General features: G+C 61.0%; 13 protein-coding genes. 8 read left to right on the top strand and 5 right to left on the bottom strand.

What is annotated here, in order from left to right; translation table 11 throughout:
* Positions 1-7: 7 nt before the first annotated feature.
* On the bottom strand, positions 8-1,558 hold the full coding sequence (locus NKI41_RS12275; protein WP_352472503.1) for a GumC family protein: 1,551 nt from the start codon (positions 1,556-1,558) through the stop codon (positions 8-10).
* A 167-nt stretch (positions 1,559-1,725) separates the two neighbouring features.
* Between NKI41_RS12275 and NKI41_RS12280 the strand changes: the two genes are divergently transcribed.
* Positions 1,726-3,039 carry a VpsF family polysaccharide biosynthesis protein gene (locus tag NKI41_RS12280; protein ID WP_352683190.1) on the top strand — a complete coding sequence of 438 codons (1,314 nt, stop codon included), beginning with the start codon at positions 1,726-1,728 and terminating at the stop codon, positions 3,037-3,039.
* Between the two features lie 18 nt (positions 3,040-3,057).
* Here NKI41_RS12280 and NKI41_RS12285 read toward each other — a convergent pair whose 3' ends face one another.
* The gene (locus NKI41_RS12285) at positions 3,058-4,500 is read right to left on the bottom strand and encodes a glucosamine inositolphosphorylceramide transferase family protein (RefSeq protein ID WP_352683192.1); all 1,443 of its coding nucleotides are present in this window, start codon (positions 4,498-4,500) and stop codon (positions 3,058-3,060) included.
* A gap of 201 nt (positions 4,501-4,701) precedes the next feature.
* Here NKI41_RS12285 and wecB point away from each other — a divergent pair, with 201 nt between their 5' ends.
* Genes wecB through NKI41_RS12300 form a run of 3 tightly spaced genes read left to right on the top strand, consistent with a single transcriptional unit; the run spans position 4,702 to position 7,980 of the window.
* On the top strand, positions 4,702-5,856 hold the full coding sequence (gene wecB, locus NKI41_RS12290; RefSeq protein ID WP_352472506.1) for a non-hydrolyzing UDP-N-acetylglucosamine 2-epimerase: 1,155 nt from the start codon (positions 4,702-4,704) through the stop codon (positions 5,854-5,856).
* Positions 5,849-7,180 (top strand): UDP-N-acetyl-D-mannosamine dehydrogenase, encoded by a 1,332-nt coding sequence (gene wecC, locus NKI41_RS12295; RefSeq protein WP_352501359.1) that lies wholly within the window; start codon positions 5,849-5,851, stop codon positions 7,178-7,180. The genes wecB and wecC overlap by 8 nt, the downstream gene beginning before the upstream one ends.
* Positions 7,177-7,980 carry a WecB/TagA/CpsF family glycosyltransferase gene (locus NKI41_RS12300; protein WP_352683194.1) on the top strand — a complete coding sequence of 268 codons (804 nt, stop codon included), beginning with the start codon at positions 7,177-7,179 and terminating at the stop codon, positions 7,978-7,980. The genes wecC and NKI41_RS12300 overlap by 4 nt, the downstream gene beginning before the upstream one ends.
* A gap of 45 nt (positions 7,981-8,025) precedes the next feature.
* Here the strand turns inward: NKI41_RS12300 and NKI41_RS12305 are convergent, their stop codons facing one another.
* Complete coding sequence (locus NKI41_RS12305; protein ID WP_352683195.1) at positions 8,026-9,465, bottom strand: lipopolysaccharide biosynthesis protein; 1,440 nt, start codon at positions 9,463-9,465, stop codon at positions 8,026-8,028.
* 169 nt (positions 9,466-9,634) lie between these two features.
* On the opposite strand from NKI41_RS12305, the gene NKI41_RS12310 reads away from it, so the two are divergent.
* Positions 9,635-10,753, top strand: coding sequence for a glycosyltransferase family 4 protein (locus tag NKI41_RS12310; protein ID WP_352683197.1), 1,119 nt, complete (start codon positions 9,635-9,637; stop codon positions 10,751-10,753).
* Here NKI41_RS12310 and asnB read toward each other — a convergent pair.
* Together asnB and NKI41_RS12320 are read right to left on the bottom strand one after the other, a co-directional pair.
* Entirely contained in the window at positions 10,727-12,652 is a 1,926-nt protein-coding gene (gene asnB, locus NKI41_RS12315; protein ID WP_352683199.1) for an asparagine synthase (glutamine-hydrolyzing), read from the bottom strand. The genes NKI41_RS12310 and asnB overlap by 27 nt on opposite strands.
* Before the next feature lie 167 nt (positions 12,653-12,819).
* Positions 12,820-14,061 (bottom strand): glycoside hydrolase family 5 protein, encoded by a 1,242-nt coding sequence (locus tag NKI41_RS12320; RefSeq protein ID WP_352683201.1) that lies wholly within the window; start codon positions 14,059-14,061, stop codon positions 12,820-12,822.
* Between the two features lie 116 nt (positions 14,062-14,177).
* Here NKI41_RS12320 and NKI41_RS12325 point away from each other — a divergent pair, with 116 nt between their 5' ends.
* The 3 genes from NKI41_RS12325 to NKI41_RS12335 all read left to right on the top strand — a co-directional run bounded on the left by NKI41_RS12325 (position 14,178) and on the right by NKI41_RS12335 (position 18,507).
* Entirely contained in the window at positions 14,178-16,106 is a 1,929-nt protein-coding gene (locus tag NKI41_RS12325; protein WP_352683203.1) for a heparinase II/III family protein, read from the top strand.
* A gap of 239 nt (positions 16,107-16,345) precedes the next feature.
* A complete protein-coding gene (locus NKI41_RS12330; RefSeq protein ID WP_352683204.1) occupies positions 16,346-17,341 on the top strand; it encodes a sterol desaturase family protein in 996 nt (331 codons plus the stop codon).
* Complete coding sequence (locus NKI41_RS12335) at positions 17,338-18,507, top strand: GNAT family N-acetyltransferase (protein ID WP_352472515.1); 1,170 nt, start codon at positions 17,338-17,340, stop codon at positions 18,505-18,507. Before NKI41_RS12330 ends, NKI41_RS12335 begins: the two co-directional genes overlap by 4 nt.
* The last annotated feature ends 33 nt before the right edge of the window (positions 18,508-18,540 follow it).

Consider the following 18,540-nt stretch of genomic DNA (forward strand, 5'->3'; position numbering starts at 1 on the left):
CCTTGCTTCAGGCTCGGCTGGCGGCAACGCCTGATCGGTTCGGCGGCCGGCGCATGTCGCGGATGATGCCCATGCCGATGGCCAGCAGCATCCCCAGGGCAAAGCCTGCGAACGCTCCGGCGCCTGCCACCAGGGCAGTGCGCGGGGGCCATGAGCGCGCGGGCGGGGGCACCGCGGTCGAAATCACCTGTACGTTTGTGGTGTCGATCTGCTCGCGCTCGCTGATTTGGCGCGCACGTGACAGGAAGCTCTCATAGACCGCTCTCTTGGACGCGGCATCGCGTTCAAGTTCTCGCAGGGCGACTTCGGATTCGCTGTCGGTGAATACATTGCCCTTCAGATCGTTCATCCTGGCGTTGAGAGAAGCCAACGAGGCCCGGGCCTTGTCCAGGCTGGCCTTTGCCGTGCCGACGGTGCGGGAGAACTCGGCCCGGAGTTGCGAGTTGACGGTCTCGAGTTCCGTCCTGAGCCTGACAATCGTCGGGTGGCGCGGACCGAAGGTCATCGACTGTGAGTCGATCTGCTGCCGCAGGCTGTTTGACCTGTCGCGCAGCGCAGCGAGCGCTTCCGAAACCGTGGGGTCGGGATTGGCCCCGTTGATACCGGAGGCAACCAGGGCGTCGTAGCTTGCCTGCGCGGCGATGACACGCGATTGCGCATCGACGATTTCGCCATTGAGCTGCGTCAGCGTCTGCGAACTGACGAGCTGGCCATTGCTGGACGACAGGTTGTGGCTGCGCCTGTAGCTCTCGACCTTCTCTTCGGCTGCCTGCACGTCGCTCTTGAGTTGGCCAAGCCGGCTGTCAAGGGCAGCCGCGGCACGGCTGGCGCCGGCAGCTTCGGCCTTAGCCAGTTCTTCCTGGAAGTTTTTGACTATGGCCTGCGAGATCAGGATCGCCTTGGCGGTGGTTTCCGCAGATACCGAGAGGGTTGTGACAAACGAGGTCGGATCCGCGATGGCGTCTACCCGGTCCGCCAGGTTCTTCAAGGCGATGAGCCTCGGGTCGGGCTTCGCCACAGCGCCGGACGAGGATGTGCTCCGGTCCGGATCGAAAAACTCCGGATCGTGAGTCAGGTTCAGTTCGTCCACCACACGGGAAAGCACGTTGCCCGAGGTCAGGATGCGCTGCTTGCTGCGCGTGCTGAGCAACTGGCTATCGACCTGGCCCGGTTGCGAGTAGAGGTCGTTTTCCACAACCTGCAAATTGGATGGGTTGATGAGGACCTCGGTCGTGACGGTGTAACGCTGCTTGCTCAGCAATGCATAGGCGCCGCCGACAATGCCGCCGACTACCGCCAGCATGAAGGCCAGGGCGAGGCCGGCCCGCAGCCAGACGAACAGACGCCGAAAATCGAGCTCAAGGAAATCGCCGATCTTGTCCAGGGTCACCGTTGCGACAGGCTCTGGAGGTTGCGGCGTCACCGGCGCGGAGCTTAGCCCCGCGACTGGGCCATGCTGTTGCAGCAATGCCCTGCGCCGTGCATTGGCGATACGCTCGAATGCACTGTTATTGGAAGCCGTCGCGGAGATAGGGGGTGTGCCGGAACCGGCAGACATGGTGACAACCCTTGTTAAATCATTACGCTTGGCCTGCTCTACAGAAACATCGTTAACATCTTATTTTCCAAGTTGGCCCATTTTACCGCTCTCGCTGTCCGTCCGGCGGACGTTGAAGGGGTCTCGTTGCCCGGAATGCTGTTTGAATACCTTCACCTGGATGGGCCATGAGCTATCCCGCTGCCGCATCGGAACGATTGTTGCCCAGTCGAGCGCGCCGTGAGAACGCGCTGTCGCTGCTGTTTTTCCTATGCGCCGCCTTCGCGCTCCTGCTTCGCTTTACGGTGTCGCCGCAGGTGATGAACATGGTCGTCGACTATACGGCCCAGGGGGGCTCGTTCTACGAGAAGCTGCATTTCGGCACCTATGCGATCTTCCTGGTCCTTGCCGTCGTTCTTTTCAGCCGACCGTTTCTGCTGCAGGGCGACGAAATTGGGATATTCAAAGCGTTGATTCGCTTTTCGGTGCTGATGTTCGCGCTGGTGCCCTATCTGTTCGTCACCGGCCGTGCGGGCTCCTCCGGGTTCATCATCGATTCTTATCTGGTGGCCGGCGCCGCAGGCCTGTTGATGCTGGCCTTGAACGCGGAAGTGCGGCGGGCGTTGGGCGACGTCGTGCTTGGAATGGTGATCCTCAGCGCTGTGCTCGGCACGATCGAAGCGGTGACTCAACATCGATTTATGCCTTACGGTCTCAACGAACTGCAGTTCAGGCCAATTGGCCTATCGGCGCACCCGCTGGCGCTAGGCGCGCTCTGCGCCACAGCCATCGGATTCGTGCCGCTGACGCGCTGGCGCATATGGGTGCGGGTGGCATCGATTCTCGTGTTGCTCGTCGGTTGTGCTGCGTCAGGCGCCCGCGCCGCCCTGATGCTCGCTGCGGGAGAAACCCTCATTCTGCTGCTGTTCGTGCCTTGGCCGCGCCTGACTCTCAAGCACCAGCGGCAGGCCAAGTCCGTCGTGCTGCTGTTCGCCCTGGTGAGCGGCGCAGTGCTGGTGGCCATACTATTTTCGGGCGGGCTGCTGAATCGATTCGGCAACACGATCTTTGACGAGAATTTCATGGCGCGGGTGACGATCTACCAGATATTCGGACTTGTTAGCTGGAAAGACATCCTGTTTGGCATGAACGTCGACGACCTCCTGGCGATCGTCAAAGAGAAGCTGCATCTGCCCTATATCGAGAGCGCTCCGGTGGTCATCACCATGCTCTTCGGCTTGCCGATAGCTGTGCTCTTCATAGTGCTGGTATTCTGGTTCATTTTTCGGCTGCTGCGCGCGTCGCCGCTGCCGGCATGGATCGGCACCATGACCTTCCTGCTTGCTGCGCTGTCGAACAACGCGCTCTCGTCAAAAGCGCCGGATATTACGACTATCGTGGTGTTGCTGCTTGCCTATAGAAACGTGCCGTATAGAAACCAGCCGAAGAGCACGTCTTCGACCGCTGTCGCATCCGAGCCGAAACTGGATCGGCTTGGATAAGCGCAGGCTCCAGACGCATCAGCCGGCGCTATCCACAACCTCGACATTGCCTGCGCGATTGAGCGTGTGGATGCCCGCCCGCGCCCATGCCGGTCCTGGGCCGATCGGGTGGGGCGGTGCAAACAGGACATCGAAATCATCAAGCCGATCCAGCCGCATCAATCCCAGGCCGCCGCCATAGGCTCTAGACCCGTTTTGCACCGGCAGCAGCAAAGCGTCGCCCTGGCGGATGAAAGCGCCGCCCGGCCGAGTGGCCGAGTGATCGACGGCGACGGGATTGAGCGCGTGCGCAGCCCACGGCCCACGCAGCGCCGGGGCGGAATAGACGGCCATCGTGTCGGACGCGCTGCCGTAACCGAACCGCTCCGTCCCCAACAGCCAGAAACGGCCGTCGGATTCGAGCAGCGTGGCGTCGTTGAAATCCCTGTCCGTCATCAGCACCGTATCGCGTATCCAGCGATCCGGAAACTGCACGGCACGGTAGAGCACCAGTTCTCGCGCCGTAGCGCTTTCAGGGATCATGAAAATCTCGCCGGAGTGAGCGAACACCTGCGGATATGACAGGTGATGCGCTTCGTCCAGCACCACTTTCGGCACGCCGAAAGTGCCGTCGGTGCCAAGTTCAGCGACAGAAATCACCCCGCGGCCGGTGGAGTAGGGAAACTCCTCGACAAACAGAAAATGACGGCCGTCGCGCTCGAGAACGAACGGATCGGCGTAGAAGCGCTGCCCGTCATCGGCAAGCACGGTGAAGGGCTTACCATCCAGCAGTCCGGTTTCGGCGACGCCTGGACCGTCGATCAGCCGATAAGCAACCTGCCAATAGAAGGGACGCCGACCACGTCGCAGTTTTTGCACGGCGCGGTCGACTAACCCCCTGCCGAAAAAGGGCAGATAGTGCCCGATAAATCCGCCTTTCTGCAGGGGCGGCGCCGGGCTCTCGGCAATCGGCGCAAGTTTGCCCGCGGAAAAGCGGGCGACACATTGGGCAATCAGGGAGATGGCGCCGGCGAGCAGGTCGTTGCTGGTTCGGGACAGCCACAACCGGTCGCTGATCATCGGCCGCGCCCTGGCGACGGCAACGCCGTCGAGGCGCGCGGTGAGTTCGGGCAGCCGCCCGCTCGCCAGCATCTCGGTCATGCCTGCGGCAAAGCTGCTTTGGCCGCAAAATTCGAGCGTCAGGACAGGCGTGCCGCGTCGTGCGGCGGTAGCCGTGAGATCGACTATAAGATCGACTGGGCCGGTGTCGCCGGACGGCAACGGCCGGGAACGGCTTGCCAGTGAGGGGCCGAAGCGCCGGCCCTCGAGCGCCAGCACATTATCCATCGTGCGCGCATTGGGTTCAGGCGTCGGCGCGCGGCAACTCGAAACCGCATGTCCAGCCGCACTCAACCGCGCCAGAAGCTCATTTTCCCAGCGCCGGGATGGGTCGGCGTGGCCGATGATTAAAATATTAGTCAATCCAATATATTCTTTTTCAAGACTACTGCCATAGACTACTTGTCAGCCCAACCTTTCATAAGAGTTAAACCGGGAGAACGCGGCCTTGGTTGTTAATCATATATTAAGAATTGAGATCACGAAGGCGCTTTCCGGCGCTATTATGACTCTTGCGGGCAATAGTCGGCATGTCCCGAAGGCTGCAGGCGACCAGGATCAGCGATGAACGTCCTTTCACGTCCAAAACTGCCATCCAGGCAGAAACTGCTGATCGTGTTCGGCACTAGGCCGGAGGCACTCAAATGCTTTCCAGTGGCGCGTGCCGCCCTCGCTCATCCAGGCTTCATCACCGAAATATGCATAACCGCCCAGCATCGTGAAATGGTCGACCAGGTTGTCGAGCTGACCGGCTTGCCTGTGCACCACGATCTCAACATCATGCAACCCGGCCAGTCGCTGTTCGATGTGACCTCGCGCGTGCTCCTGGGCATGGCCGAGGTGTTGGACAAGGCGAAGCCCGATATCGTCATGGTACAGGGCGACACCACCACGGCAATGGCCGCGGCTCTTGCTGCCTTCTACAAGCGTATCCCCGTCGCTCATGTCGAAGCAGGATTGCGCAGCCACAACATCAACTCGCCGTTTCCTGAAGAACTGAACCGCAAGATTGCCGGCGACATCGCCACCTGGCATTTTGCGCCGACCGTTCAAGCGCGCGACAATCTCATCGCCGAAGGAAAGGCCGAAAGCACCATCTTCGTGACCGGCAACACGGTGATCGACACGCTGTTGCATTTTTCAAGCGCGATCGATGCCGACAGGCTGATGAAGGCGAAGCTCGCTGCCAGCTTCCCCTTCCTCGACCCTTCCAAGAAGATGATCCTCGTCACCGGACATCGCCGCGAGAATTTTGACGGCGGCATCCAGCGCATCTGTACGGCGTTGAAGGGATTGGCGGCGCGCGGAGACGTGCAGATCGTCTACCCTGTCCATCCAAACCCCAATGTGCGCTCGGTGGTCAACGCAGAGCTGGAAGGCGTGCCGAACATCCATCTGGTCGAGCCGCAGGACTATCTGCCGTTCCTGTACCTGCAGAAGCAGAGCTATCTGGTGCTTACCGATAGCGGCGGCGTGCAGGAAGAAGCGCCGTCGCTCGGCAAGCCGGTGCTGGTGATGCGCGAAAATACCGAGCGACCCGAGGGGATCGTGGCCGGCACCGCCCGCCTTGTCGGCACCGATGTCGAGAAAATCCTGTTCAACGCCAATCGCCTGCTCGACGATCAGGCTGCCTATCGCGGCATGGCGGAACGACACAACCCATATGGCGATGGCCGGGCCAGTAACCGGATTGTTGAGGAACTGCTGCATCATGGCTGAAATCAAAACCGTTTCCGTAGTCGGCATGGGATATATCGGCCTGCCGACCTGCGCCATTTTTGCCAGCCGCGGGCTCAACGTCATTGGCGTCGATGTCAACGGAGCGGTGGTCGAGAAGGTCAATCGTGGCGAAATCCACATCGTCGAGCCGGACCTTGACGGTCTGATCCAGAAGGTCGTGGCGAACGGCAAGCTCATGGCCTACAGCACGCCGCAGCCGGCGGACGCCTATATCATCGCCGTGCCGACCCCGATGACCCACGATCATAAGCCGGACGTGACCTACGTGCTCGCGGCGGCACGAAGCATCGCCCCCGTGCTGAAGCGCGGAGACCTTGTGGTATTGGAATCGACATCGCCGGTTGGAACCACGCGTATCATGACCGGGCTGCTTGCCGAGTTGCGGCCTGATCTCAAATTTCCTGTCCAGCATGGCGAAGACGCCGATGTGCTGGTCGCCTATTCGCCCGAGCGTGTGCTGCCGGGAAAGGTGCTGACCGAGCTGATCAACAACGATCGCTCGATCGGCGGATTGTCCCGCAAATCGTCGGAGCGGACCGCGGCACTCTATTCGACCTTCGTCACCGGCGACCTGTTCATGACAACGGCCGAAAGTGCTGAGCTGGTGAAACTGACGGAGAACGCGTTCCGCGACGTCAACATCGCCTTTGCCAACGAGCTTGCCGCCGTGTGTCAGGATCTGTCGCTCAATGTCTGGGAAGTGATCGATCTCGCCAATCGACACCCTCGCGTGAACATCCTCCAGCCGAGCCCGGGCGTTGGCGGTCACTGCATTGCGGTCGATCCATATTTTATCATCGACGCCGCACCCAACAGCACGCGGCTGATGGCTTCGGCACGCCGGATCAATTCCGAACGGCCCATGTCGGTGGTCAGGGATATCGAGGCCTTGCTCGACCCCTCCCGCAAACAGACGATCGCCTGTCTTGGCCTCAGCTTTAAAGCCAACATCGACGATCTGCGCGAGAGCCCGGCCGTCGAGGTGGTGAAACTTCTGTCCGATATCCCCAATGTGAAGATCATTGCGGCTGAACCCAACACAAATGCGCTGCCGCATGAGCTCGAGGGCAGGGGCATCGTGTTCACCGACGCACTTTCGGCCATCGACAAGTCCGATATCGTCGTCCTCCTGGTCGACCATCGGCAGTTCAATCTGGTCGACCCCGAAGCGCTCAAGGATAAGAAGCTCGTCGATACGAGGGGTCTGTGGACATGGCGCAAGGCACGCAAGCCCGACGCCCGCATCGAAGGCAAGAAACCAGAGGTCGCACAAGTGACACTTGCAAGGGAGCAGGCCGCATGAACGCGCACGCCCCGGCATGGGCGCAGCATTCCCTGTTGGCATCACGGCGCCGGGAGTTCCTTGGCGCACCGATCCATGCGCTGACCATGGCCGAGACACTGGCCATCGCCGACGAGGCGATGACCCTGGGGCGGCCGCTGCATCATGTGGTCGTGAACGTCGCCAAACTGGTGACCATGCGCCAGAATGCCGAGCTGCGCGAGGACGTGGCCGGGGCGGACGTGGTCAATGTCGATGGCATCGGCGTGCTTTGGGGTGCACGTCTGTGCGGCGTCGCGCTGCCCGAGCGGGTGGCGGGCGTCGACATCATGATCAATCTGCTGAGCCTCTGCGCGAAGCGTGGATTCAGGCCGTATCTGCTGGGGGCCGAACAGCACGTTCTCGACGCGGTTGTAGTGAGACTTGCCAAGGACCATCCGAGCCTCGTCATAGCGGGAATGCGCAACGGCTATTTCAAGCCGGAGGACCAGGCCGGGATCGTCGCGGCGATCAACGCCTCGGGCGCCGACTGCCTGCTGGTGGCCATGCCGACACCGCGCAAGGAACGCTTTCTCAAACGCTACCGCGATGAACTCGCCTCAAGTTTCGTGATGGGCGTGGGCGGCAGTTTCGACGTCTATGGGGGCAAGGTTGCCCGCGCGCCGAAGCTGATACAAGCGGCCGGCCTGGAGTGGCTGTTCCGCGTCGTCCAGGAGCCGCGACGCTTGTGGCGCCGCTACTACGATACCAACACTGCCTATGCGGGACTGCTGTGCCGGGAGTTCTGGGAGCGTCGCTGGCGCCGAAACGCCGGTTTATAGTTTCGCGTTCCCCCCACAAAACAGGCGTTGCCCCTGGACTTCGCTTTACGCGATCCGTAGCCGCGCTCGCAGCTGGGCGACGAATTGCGTCGCTGCCACGGGGTGGAACAACGAGGTCAGCCCGAAGAAAACCGCGGCGCCGGTGGTGCCGCCGGCGACAAGCGAGAAGATCGCCGGCACGTCGCCGGCCACCATGCTGGCAAGCTTGGCGGCCATCCCCGTGCTGAGCGAGATGATTACCGAAACACCGATGTCGCGCCACGGCACCGGCACCGGTGTGAGCCGCTCGCTGATGATGATGCAGGTTATGGAGCCCACCACCGAGCCCCCCGCCAGCGCCAAAGCGGCGCCGATCTCCGCCATCGGGGGGATCAACAGCAGGGACAATGCGATTGTTGCCACCGAGCCGAAGAGATTGGCGATGATCAGCAGCCACGGCCGCTTGTGCGCGTGCACCACGACGCCATAGACGAAGCTGGTGAGGTTGGCGCACAGCACGCTGAAGGCAATGATCGGAAACAGCAGGCCGAAGCGGCCGTGATATTGCGAGGGCAGCATGAGCTCGGTGATATCGCTGCTGAGCGCGACCAGCATCGCTGCAATCGGCAGGCAAAGCCGCATCATCAAGGCCATTAACTGCGACAGCAACCGACCCGATGCCGCGGGGCCATCCTCGTCGAACCGGCTAACCACCTCGGGAAAGGCGCCCATGTTGATGGCGTTGGCGACCATATCGATCGGCTGGCGGGCCAGCGCATAGGCTGCCGCGAAGATCGCCACGGCGCTGGCATCGTAATAGAACTTGAGGAACAGACGCTCCGCGCTGTTGAGCCCGAAGCCAACCAGCGCCATGATGATCAGCGGCACACCGAGCGCAAAGAAGTCCCTGTGGGTGAAACGCGGCGGACCGGCAACGAGCCGTCGCGATGCCATGATGCCCGCCACGATGCCGGCAATCAAGGCGCCGAGGCTCGAGCCGAGCGACACCGTCAGAAAGCTATCCTGAAAGACAAGGATAGCGCCGATCGGTAACGCGAGTTGCAGCAGGGCACGCAGGGCTTCTAGCATCGAATAGACCGAATGGCGCTGCTGCATCTGCAGCACCGTCAACGCGAAGCGGCTGATGGACCCGGCGACCAGATAGCCGCAGACTGCGATCGCGAACTCGATCCAGCGTTCAGGCACGATCACCGCCGACGCGCCTACCGATATGACCAGCGCCAGTGCCGTGGTGGCAAGCAACACCTGCCCGGCCAGCATCAGGCTGCCGCGGCTGACTTCGCCCTTGCCGCCAAGCCTGAGCAAGGCGATGCGCAGCCAGTTGGTGACGGCAATGTCGGTCATTTCCCCGACGGTCACCACCAGGGTGAGCAGGCCATACTCGGTCTGGTCGATCAAACGCGTCACGACGACCAGCAGGAGCAGCGCCGAAATTCGCGTCAGCAGGATCGCCGGAGCATAAATGAGCGTGGAACGGAGCAGCAAGGGCGTGTCCCTGGAAAACTCACCTTCGACTAGCCGCCGACTGGCGGAAAATCCAGCCCGATGACGCCGAGGGGTGAACAGATTCAGTTTGAACTAAAAGATTTGCCGTAAAACTTATCGGGAACGTTTGCTTTGCAGTTACCCGGTCTGTGTTATTTAGAGTACCATCATGTTGCAGCGCCTCATATCCGATCGAAAAATACATGTCCTGGTCGCGACGCCCTCGGGCGTTTCGGGGCAGGGCGGCATCGACCGCATCATGGGCGCGCTGAAGCAGGAGTTCGAACGGCAAGAAATCGCCGACATCGATGTGTGCTTCCTTGCCAGTCGTGGCCCGGGGCATGTCGGACTTTCGATCTTCTATATGCTCGGTTTTTGCTTACGGATGCTTAAAGCGCGTCTGGCTGGACGCGCCGATGTCATTCATATCAACATCTCGGTTTCCGGCAGCACCTACCGCAAGATGGTGATCGCCGCCTGCGCACGGCTGCTGTCGATACCCTATGTCCTGCACTTGCACGGGGCGCAGTATCAGACATTCTGGAAAGCCGACCGCGGTTTCATTAGCCGCCGTATCAAAGCTCTGTTCGAGCATGCCGATCGGGTGATCGTTTTGGGCAGGCTTTGGCGCGATTTCGTCGCCAGCCGGGCGCCGGGCGCAGCCGGCAATATCGTGATCGTGCCCAATGCGACCGAAGTCCCGTCGCTGGCGCATGTCGGCGGCGGCGACCATGTGCATATCCTGTTCCTGGGCCGCATCGGCGACCGCAAGGGCGTACCGCAATTGCTCGAGGCACTGCACCGCATGAGCCTTGTCAAGAATTGGCGCGCCACGATTGCCGGCGATGGCGAAGTCGAGGCGGCACGGGCAAAATCGGCCGCGCTGGGGATTGCAGACCGGATCGCCTTTCCGGGTTGGGTGGGACCGGACGATGTCGCATCGCTGATTTCTTCGGCCGATATTCTGGTTCTTCCATCCTTCGCCGAAAATCTGCCGATGTCGGTGATCGAAGGCATGGCAGCCGGTTTGGCGGTGGTGGCGACCCCGGTTGGCGCCGTCGAAGACATAATCACCGACGGGCAATCCGGGCTGCTGGTGCCGCCAGGCGATGTTACAGCGTTGACCGAGGCGCTGAGCCGCCTCGTGGAGAACCCGGCACTGCGGGCAAGGCTTGGTGCCGGTGCCATGGCCGTGCATCGGGAACGGCTTGAGCTCGCCCCGTTTGTTGGCGCAATCTGCGATGTCTGGCGGTCGGCCGCGTCAAGCCGTCAACCGGTCAAGCGCTGAGGCCGACGATCGCGGCGGCGCGTCGAGCCTGAATTCGCGGTGGAATATCTCCAAATTCAACAGCGCCCATATCAGCTTTTCGTGGTCTGCAGCACGCGTTGTGTGTTCCGAGACGATTTGATCTAGCTGTTTCGGACTCAGATAGCTGCGAATGACGGAGTGAGGCGAGCAAAGATGGTCATGCACGTAGTTCCTCATCGATCCGCGAAACCATTCGGCGACCGGTACCTTGAACCCGACCTTGCGGCGGCTGAGAATTTCCTCCGGGAGGATATTGGCCATGCTGTCGCGCAGGATCTGCTTGCTGTGCAACCAACCCAGCCTGTAGCGATCGGGCAATTTGCTAACGAATGAAACCAGGTCTCGATCGAGGAACGGCATTCTTCCTTCGATTGAACCGGCCATCATCATGTGGTCGCCTCGTTCCAGGAGATTGTCAGGCAGCCACGATGTCTGATCGAAAAACAGCACGCGGCGAAGATGGGAAGCCGCAGCGCTTGACGAGAACGGAAAGTCGTTGCGCTCATAACGGCGATTTGCGGACGCGCCGATCAGGCAGGCGCTCTGCTGCGCCGAAACGGCTCCAAACCAGGAGACCATCCGGGCGGCAAAGTCCCTTTCGCCCGCGGTGCGGGCAAATGTATCGACCTTGGCCGACGCGCCCGGCATGGCGCGTGCCAAAGGGGAAAGGACGTTATCGTGCAGCGAGGCTGGAACAAGCGACTGGTAGATCCCGGCAAGTGATTCCGCGCGATGCTTGGGATAGCCGCCGAGAATCTCGTCGGCTCCTTCTCCGGTGAGCACCATCTTGACGTCTTGCGAGGCTCGCTCCGACATCAGGTAAATTGGAATATCGCTGCTTTGCGAAACAGGTGCCCCGCGTTGGCGAACCATCGTCGGCAGATGATCCATCAGATCGCCTGGCTGGATTACAAGTTCGCAATGATCGGTCTTGAAATGATCGGCAACGCGTCGGGCGAATGCAAATTCGCTATAGGCTGCGTTGTCGAACCCGACGGAAAACGTGCGAATGGGCGTGGCGCTGTGCCTGGCCATCAGCGCGACGATAGCCGAGGAGTCGAGCCCTCCGGAGAGAAAGGCCCCAAAAGGTGCATCGCTGCGCATCCTGATCTCGACGGAATGGTCGAGCAATTCCAGAAATCGCCGCTTGGCGGTTTTTCCGTCGATCCGCTCGGTAACGGCCGCCTGGTCCGGAGGCGTATAGTAGCGCGTTTCCTTGACTACCCCTTGCGACCAGACAGCATAGCTTCCGGGATTGAGTTTGCGGATCTGTTTGAAGAGCGTGCGCGGTCCCGGCACATAACGCCAGTTCAGATACTCGTGCACGGCATCCAGATCGAGTTCCTGAGCATCTTGCTGCGATGACAACAATGCGTTGATCTCCGAGGCAAATAGCAGCAATTTTTCGCTTTGCATGAGGTAAAGCGGCTTTTCCCCGAAGGGATCCCGGGCGAGGATCAATTCCTGCCTCTGAGCATCCCAGAGTGCAAAGGCGAACATGCCGCTCAGCCGGTCGAACATTGACAAGCGCCACTGATCGTAGGCTCGGAGCAGCACCTCGGTATCGGAGCGCGTTCGAAAATGATGGCCAAGGCCGATCAGTTCCTGGCGCAGCTCGATGTAGTTATATATCTCGCCGTTGAAAATTATTTTGAGACGACCGTCCTCAATCTGCATCGGCTGATTCGACTCGGGCGCTAGGTCAATGATCGCCAGACGGCGATGAACCAATGCCAATTGTTGCTCGCCGGTATTCAGGTCCAATATCTCGGTGCCTTCGGCATCGGGACCGCGATGCCGCAATGCGTTTGACATTTTGGCGGCCCGCTCTTGTGGATTTTTAGCCCTTCGCCCGATCCATCCGGCAATTCCACACATTGTTCCCCCCTAGGCGCGCGCATTCCCCACTCAGTACAACAAATGTGTTAAACACTTCGTGCCAATACAACCCAACCGGGAGAAAGCTGCCACGGGCCGTTCCTCGATCGAGTCTGGCCGTCAGGGGTTGCCACCGGTTGTTCGCTGGTGAGGGCGAGTGATGGCACCTATGGCAGGCCCAATGCCTGCAGCATCTCCGGGTCGGGAACTGGGGGACCATCGGGCGGGATGAGGCTCATCCCATAGGGATTGGAGAACTCCCAGGCAGACCATGGGATCGCGAAGCGTTCGGCCTCTTGGCGCACTGCCTTGAGATAGCGCGAACGGTCGGCCTCAAAGGCGCCCATGCGGCCGTCCGCGGACATGAGGATAGCGCCGAATTCGCCCATGAAGAGCCGCCGGCTGGGAATGCCATGGCCTTCAGCCCAGTCGACAGCCTGGCGAAAGCTCGCCTCCAGTTGGCTCTGGCCCCAGTTCTGCTCGAAATAGTTCGCGATTGCTTGGCGCGCGGTGGCCATGTTCATGACCTGCTCGACCCTGCTCAAGCCGGCAGCGTCCATCCGCGCTCTAAGGGTTTCGGTCACCACTTCGGGTGTACTGCTGTCGGCCGGCCAGGGAAGTCCCGAAGCAAAGCTGATCGTGTCATCGGGCCGCTGGTGGGTGAAGCTGTGCGGCTCATACATATGGAAGCTGTAATAGAGGTTTGGGTCATCAAAGCCGGGGCTGAGGTTGACCAATCCGGCAATGCTGCCGCCGCAGGCGCCGGTTGCAACGATGGTAAGTTCGCTGTTGACCGCTCGAATGTCGTGGACGGTCCCTGCCATGATCCGCTGCCAGTGATCGCTGCCGCTCGCATCGCAAGGGTAGTATGCGGGCTCGTTGTAAGGTTCGAGGGCGACTTTGTCGGTGCCTATCTTGACCAGCATGGCGGCGACCGCCACAACCATGTGACGATAGCGGGCAACGCCCTCGCTGTCGGCGCCGCCATAGATCATCTCCATGCTGTAGTCGGGAACCTGAGTGACGCCATGCAGGTCGAAAACCACCTTGAGGCCGGTCGACGTGATCCGCTCGACGGCGGCGGCAAGTATGTCCAGCGCCTGCTGCCGCTTGGCGTCCCCGCTGGCAAGCAGCGGGCCGGGATCGACGCTCAGCCGGACGAAGTCGAAGCCCATCGATCGGATGTGGGCAAACACCTCCCCGGCCGGCCAGTCGGTGAGCGGCCTGCTTTCCGCAAGCCACTCCTTTTCGCTGCGATAGGGCGGCCAAACGTAGGTTCCGTCTTTCGCCACCGGCGACCAGTTGAGCCACTGATGAACGCCAACGCCGCGCTTGAGAGGGATGGGCTCTGCCTCGGCCGCCACAAGCAAGGCGAGCACCCAGGCAACAAAATACACCGCTTTTCGCATCGCTCCCTCCGCATGCTCGCGGGAGATATTAACCGCAACGAACGGGAAAGAAGATTGCCGGCCCGCAGCTTTTCGACGGCATGGTATACAAGGACCGAAACGTTGACGGGGCGTGCATGAGAATCGGCTGGTACATCAACCGATTGCGCAGCATGGGACCGGCCGAGGTGTTGCACCGGCTGGGCGAGCAACGTCGAAGGATCGCGTCGCGCCGCCGCGATGATGGGTGGGAACGCTATCCATCGCCGCAGTTGCACCCAGTGCTGCCCGGATTTCGCCATGCTGCGCTGGCAGCGACCGACGCTCAACGGCAGGCCATAGCGGCGGCCGCGCAAGAGATGCTTCATGGCCGGTTTTCGGCACTCGGGCGGACATGGCCAAAGCGTGAGCCCGATCGTTTGTTTCCTGCTGAGCTTTGGCGTCTTGATCCGGTAACCGGCAGGCTTTGGCCTGGCGCCGAGGCTCATACTTTCGATATCGATTTTCGCGATGGCGGCGACCTTGGCGATATAAAATATGTCTGGGAGATCAACCGGCTGCAGCAATTGCCAGTACTGGCTGCACACCTGCTCCTCAGCGAGGACAATCGATCCAGGAGTGCCATTGAGGCGGCAATCGGCAGTTGGCATTCCGCCAATCCGCCGTACCGAGGCATTGGCTGGGCTTCCGGCATCGAAGTAGCGCTGCGAGCCATCAGCCTCATCGTCACCCTGGACCTTATCGGTGACCGGCTTGACCCGGCGACGCTGCGGAAAGCCGGTGAGATACTCGCGGCAAGCGCCTATTGGCTGCCGCGGTTTCCGTCGCGATATTCCTCCGCCAACAACCATCTCGTCGCAGAGTTGGCTGGCGAATATCTGGTTGGCCTGGCGCTCGGGGCCGAATCCGAAATTGCCCGCAGCGCCCTCTTAAATGAGACGCACAAGCAGATTCTTGCCGACGGCGCCGGTGCCGAGCAAACGCCGACCTATGCAGCCTTCAGCGCCGAACTCATCTTGCTGTGCGCCGCCGCGGCGCGCCAGGCGGGAACGCCGTTTCCCTCGGCCGTCGAAGCGCGTCTGGGCGCCTTCGCCAATTTCGTCGGCTGGCTGCCACAGAAAGCCGCCCGCTTCGGCGACGACGATGAGGGCCATGTGCTGAAGCTGGGCGACGAGCCGAACTATATCCGATCCGTCGCGGCCGCCATCCACGGCTTACTGGGGACGCCGGGCAACGCGCCGGAGCCTGACGATTTTCGTTCGCTTTTCTTTGGTGCGCCGTCAGGCCCGGCGCCCGCGGTGCATGGCTTGCAGACATTCACGCAAGGCGGGCTCTCCGTCTGGCGCGGAGCAATGAATGGCCGCAATGTCGAACTGACGTTCGACCATGGACCGCTCGGCTATCTCTCGATAGCGGCGCACGGCCATGCCGACGCGCTGTCGCTCACCCTGTGCATCGACGATGAGCCGGTGCTGGTCGATCCCGGCACTTGGCTCTACGGTTCGGGAGGCGCATGGCGCGACTGGTTCCGCTCCACACCGGCGCACAACACGCTGAACATCGAGGGCAAGAGTCAAAGCACCATCGCTGGAAATTTCAACTGGTCGCACAAGGCAGTCGCAGCGCTGGTGGAGAGCGAACCGGAACCGCACTGGAGGCTGAGCGCCCGGCATGACGGCTATAGAAGCCGCTTCGGCGTCGTGCATCAGCGCACTTTGGCGCGCCAGGCCGATGGCATCCTCATCACCGACCAACTGCTCGGCGGCAAGCGCCAGTCCGAGATCGTCTTCCAACTGGCCCCCGGCCTCCATGCCGACCGGCACGAAGATACGGTCGCGGTATTGCGCGGCGACGAGGTACTGTTGGCCATCCGCTTTCCTGATGCTGCTCTCGATATCGGCGCCGGCGGTGACATGCCGGGCCAAGGCGGTTGGGTTTCACTGCGTTTTGGCAGCAGGCAGCAAGCCGAACGCCTCGCCTGGCACGGTGAAGTGGGCGAAGCCGGGATCGATATCCATCTTGCCCCAATTCACCCGCCGCGACAGCAAAAACCGGTGCCAACGTAGAGTTGCCGCGTGAGTTCCAGCCGTATTCGACATTAATTACGTTTGGACATTTAGCGGTTTCGTTACCGTTGATCTGCTAGTCTCGCACCATCCAGCCTGCTTTGCCCGCTGCGCCCCGCAACAGCCACTGGTTGCAGGCGGCGTAGCAAGTTTGGCGGGAATTTTGTGCTTTGCTATTCGCGAGATCGCCTTCTTACGACCCCCAGACTGCCTTCTTACGACCAGGAGCCGCTGCATCAATGTTTTCCGAATTTGCCAGAGCGATTGTGGAAAAGCTTTCGAACGTCAATCTGACCACGCTCGGCCTGCTTCTCCTCACCGCACTGGGCAGCGCGGTGATCGCCTACTGGCGAACTGCCGAACATAAGTCCCTCAGGGACTTTTTCGACTTCGCCTTCCCACAGGAAGTCATCCTGCACCCGTCGGCGCGAGCCGACGCCATGTTCTGGATCACGAAACGGGCGATGATGCCTTTCCTGCTTATTCCTGCCGGCGTCACCTTCGTCGTCGCGGTGGGCTATGGCACACGCGAGGCAATTGGCTGGCTCCTTAACATCCACGCGCCGCTTCTCGGCGGCCCGGCGGGACCGGTGACGATCGTCATCTTCACCGCAACCATGCTGGTCGCCTATGATATTTCATACTACCTCTACCACGTCGCCCAGCACCGTTTCCCGTTCCTGTGGGAATTGCACAAGGTACATCATTCGGCCGAGGTGATGGTGGGGATCACCAAGGACCGGGTTCATCCGCTGGACGATCTGATGAACCGTATGTGGGATGGCGTCATCCCGGGCATCTGCTTCGGGATCTGGAGCCTGATCGCACTCGATCCGGTAGAGGTCGCTATCTTCGGCATCAACGTCTACGTCATCCGTAACATCCTGATGATGGACTTTGTTCGTCACACGCATCTCAAGATATCGTTCGGCCCGTTGAACAACATCATCCTGTGTCCGCACTGGCACCAGGTGCATCACAGCATCGACCCTCGTCATTATGACAAGAATTTCGGCCTGCTTTTTTCGTTCTGGGATCGTCTGTTCGGAACGCAATTTGTCCCGGAGCCGGATGAAGACCTGAAATTTGGCCTGGTCGATCGCGATGTGCGCGATTACCAGTCGCTCTTTGGGCTCTACATCCTGCCGCTCAAGAAGATGGCAAGGCATGTCATGCGACTGTTTCACAGACGGCCCAATGTGGTCGCGCAGCCACAGGACAGTTCTCCTTCATGAACACCGCTGTTTCCATCGACGTCCTAAGCGCGGAGCGCCTGGAAATCGTCCGTTCGGCGGATCGCCTGGCTGCGATCGAAGCCGCTTGGATGGAGCTTTGGCATCGTACCGACGGGCTGATCTTTCAAAGCCATGCCTGGATTTCGGCATGGTGGAGTACCGTACAACGCCGTGACCAGCGCGCGTTGCGGATCGGCCTGGTCTGGAAGGGCGAGAGACTCGTTGCTGTCGTTCCGCTGGCGATCGGCAGGCGCAGGGGGCTGCGGTTTCTCGAATGGGCGGCCGGCAGCTATACCGACTATGGGGATATTCTCGTTGCTCCGGAATGCTCGTTATCGGCGCTGCAGGAGCTATGGACCCAACTCTGCGATGCCGGCGGCTTCGACCTTGCCTTGATCAGTCGTCTCTCGCCGGATGCGGCGGCCCGCAAAATTTTCACGCCGGGAGCTTCCGGCGGCATCAGGCTTCGTCCGTTTCACCGAACGGAAGTCAGCTATCGCGTTGCCGGACAATGGGAAAGCGGAGCGGCATGGTTCGCGGGCCAGTCGAAAAAGACGCGCCAGAACTATCGGCGCGGCATCAAGGCGCTGGAAGAAACCGGAGAGGTGAGATTTCGCCTGCTTGCCCCCGACGAGCCGCTGCAACCGGTACTGGAGCGCCTCGCGGCCTTGAAGCGGAAATGGCTGACCGAGCGCATGCGTGAGTCAGACCTGTTCGAAGAGGGCGTCCCGGTACTCGCCGCGCTCGTCGGTGCGTTGGCGCGCGCCGGCGTGCTGCATATCTTCGTCCTCGAATGCAATGGCGTGATGGTCGCGGTGTCGATCAATTTCGTCCAGCACGACGTGATGATGGCCTTCGTGACGACGTTCGATCCGGATTTCGGCCGGGCGTCGCCGGGTGTGATCCTGTTGATGGATTACGTGCAGTGGTCGATAGATCACGGTTTGAGCATGGTCGATTTCCTCTGTGGCGCAGAGTCGTTCAAACACAAATTCTCAACGCAGGCGGTTACGCTGGAATCCGTCATCGGGACGCGCACGGCACAGGGCGCGCTTGCATTTCTTGCCGATCGTGTTCTCCAGACGGTCAGGCATATGCGCGAGCGGTCATCGGCACCACCAGAGGGACGCGATGCGCCCGCTCAAGCCGAAGCAGCCTTGGACTAAAGCGCGTCGCGTTCGATCGGCCTCATGCAACGC

Source organism: Mesorhizobium sp. M0601 (genome assembly GCF_040320845.1).
Taxonomy (GTDB): Bacteria; Pseudomonadota; Alphaproteobacteria; order Rhizobiales; family Rhizobiaceae; genus Mesorhizobium.

Coding starts and splice junctions, on each gene's coding strand:
- NKI41_RS12320 (WP_352683201.1), bottom strand. CDS start 14,061: ATGCGAAAAGCGGTGTATTTTGTTGCCTGGGTGCTCGCCTTGCTTGTG.
- asnB (WP_352683199.1), bottom strand. CDS start 12,652: ATGTGTGGAATTGCCGGATGGATCGGGCGAAGGGCTAAAAATCCACAA.
- NKI41_RS12330 (WP_352683204.1), top strand. CDS start 16,346: ATGTTTTCCGAATTTGCCAGAGCGATTGTGGAAAAGCTTTCGAACGTC.
- NKI41_RS12280 (WP_352683190.1), top strand. CDS start 1,726: ATGAGCTATCCCGCTGCCGCATCGGAACGATTGTTGCCCAGTCGAGCG.
- wecB (WP_352472506.1), top strand. CDS start 4,702: ATGAACGTCCTTTCACGTCCAAAACTGCCATCCAGGCAGAAACTGCTG.
- NKI41_RS12325 (WP_352683203.1), top strand. CDS start 14,178: ATGAGAATCGGCTGGTACATCAACCGATTGCGCAGCATGGGACCGGCC.
- wecC (WP_352501359.1), top strand. CDS start 5,849: ATGGCTGAAATCAAAACCGTTTCCGTAGTCGGCATGGGATATATCGGC.
- NKI41_RS12335 (WP_352472515.1), top strand. CDS start 17,338: ATGAACACCGCTGTTTCCATCGACGTCCTAAGCGCGGAGCGCCTGGAA.
- NKI41_RS12300 (WP_352683194.1), top strand. CDS start 7,177: ATGAACGCGCACGCCCCGGCATGGGCGCAGCATTCCCTGTTGGCATCA.
- NKI41_RS12275 (WP_352472503.1), bottom strand. CDS start 1,558: ATGTCTGCCGGTTCCGGCACACCCCCTATCTCCGCGACGGCTTCCAAT.
- NKI41_RS12310 (WP_352683197.1), top strand. CDS start 9,635: ATGTTGCAGCGCCTCATATCCGATCGAAAAATACATGTCCTGGTCGCG.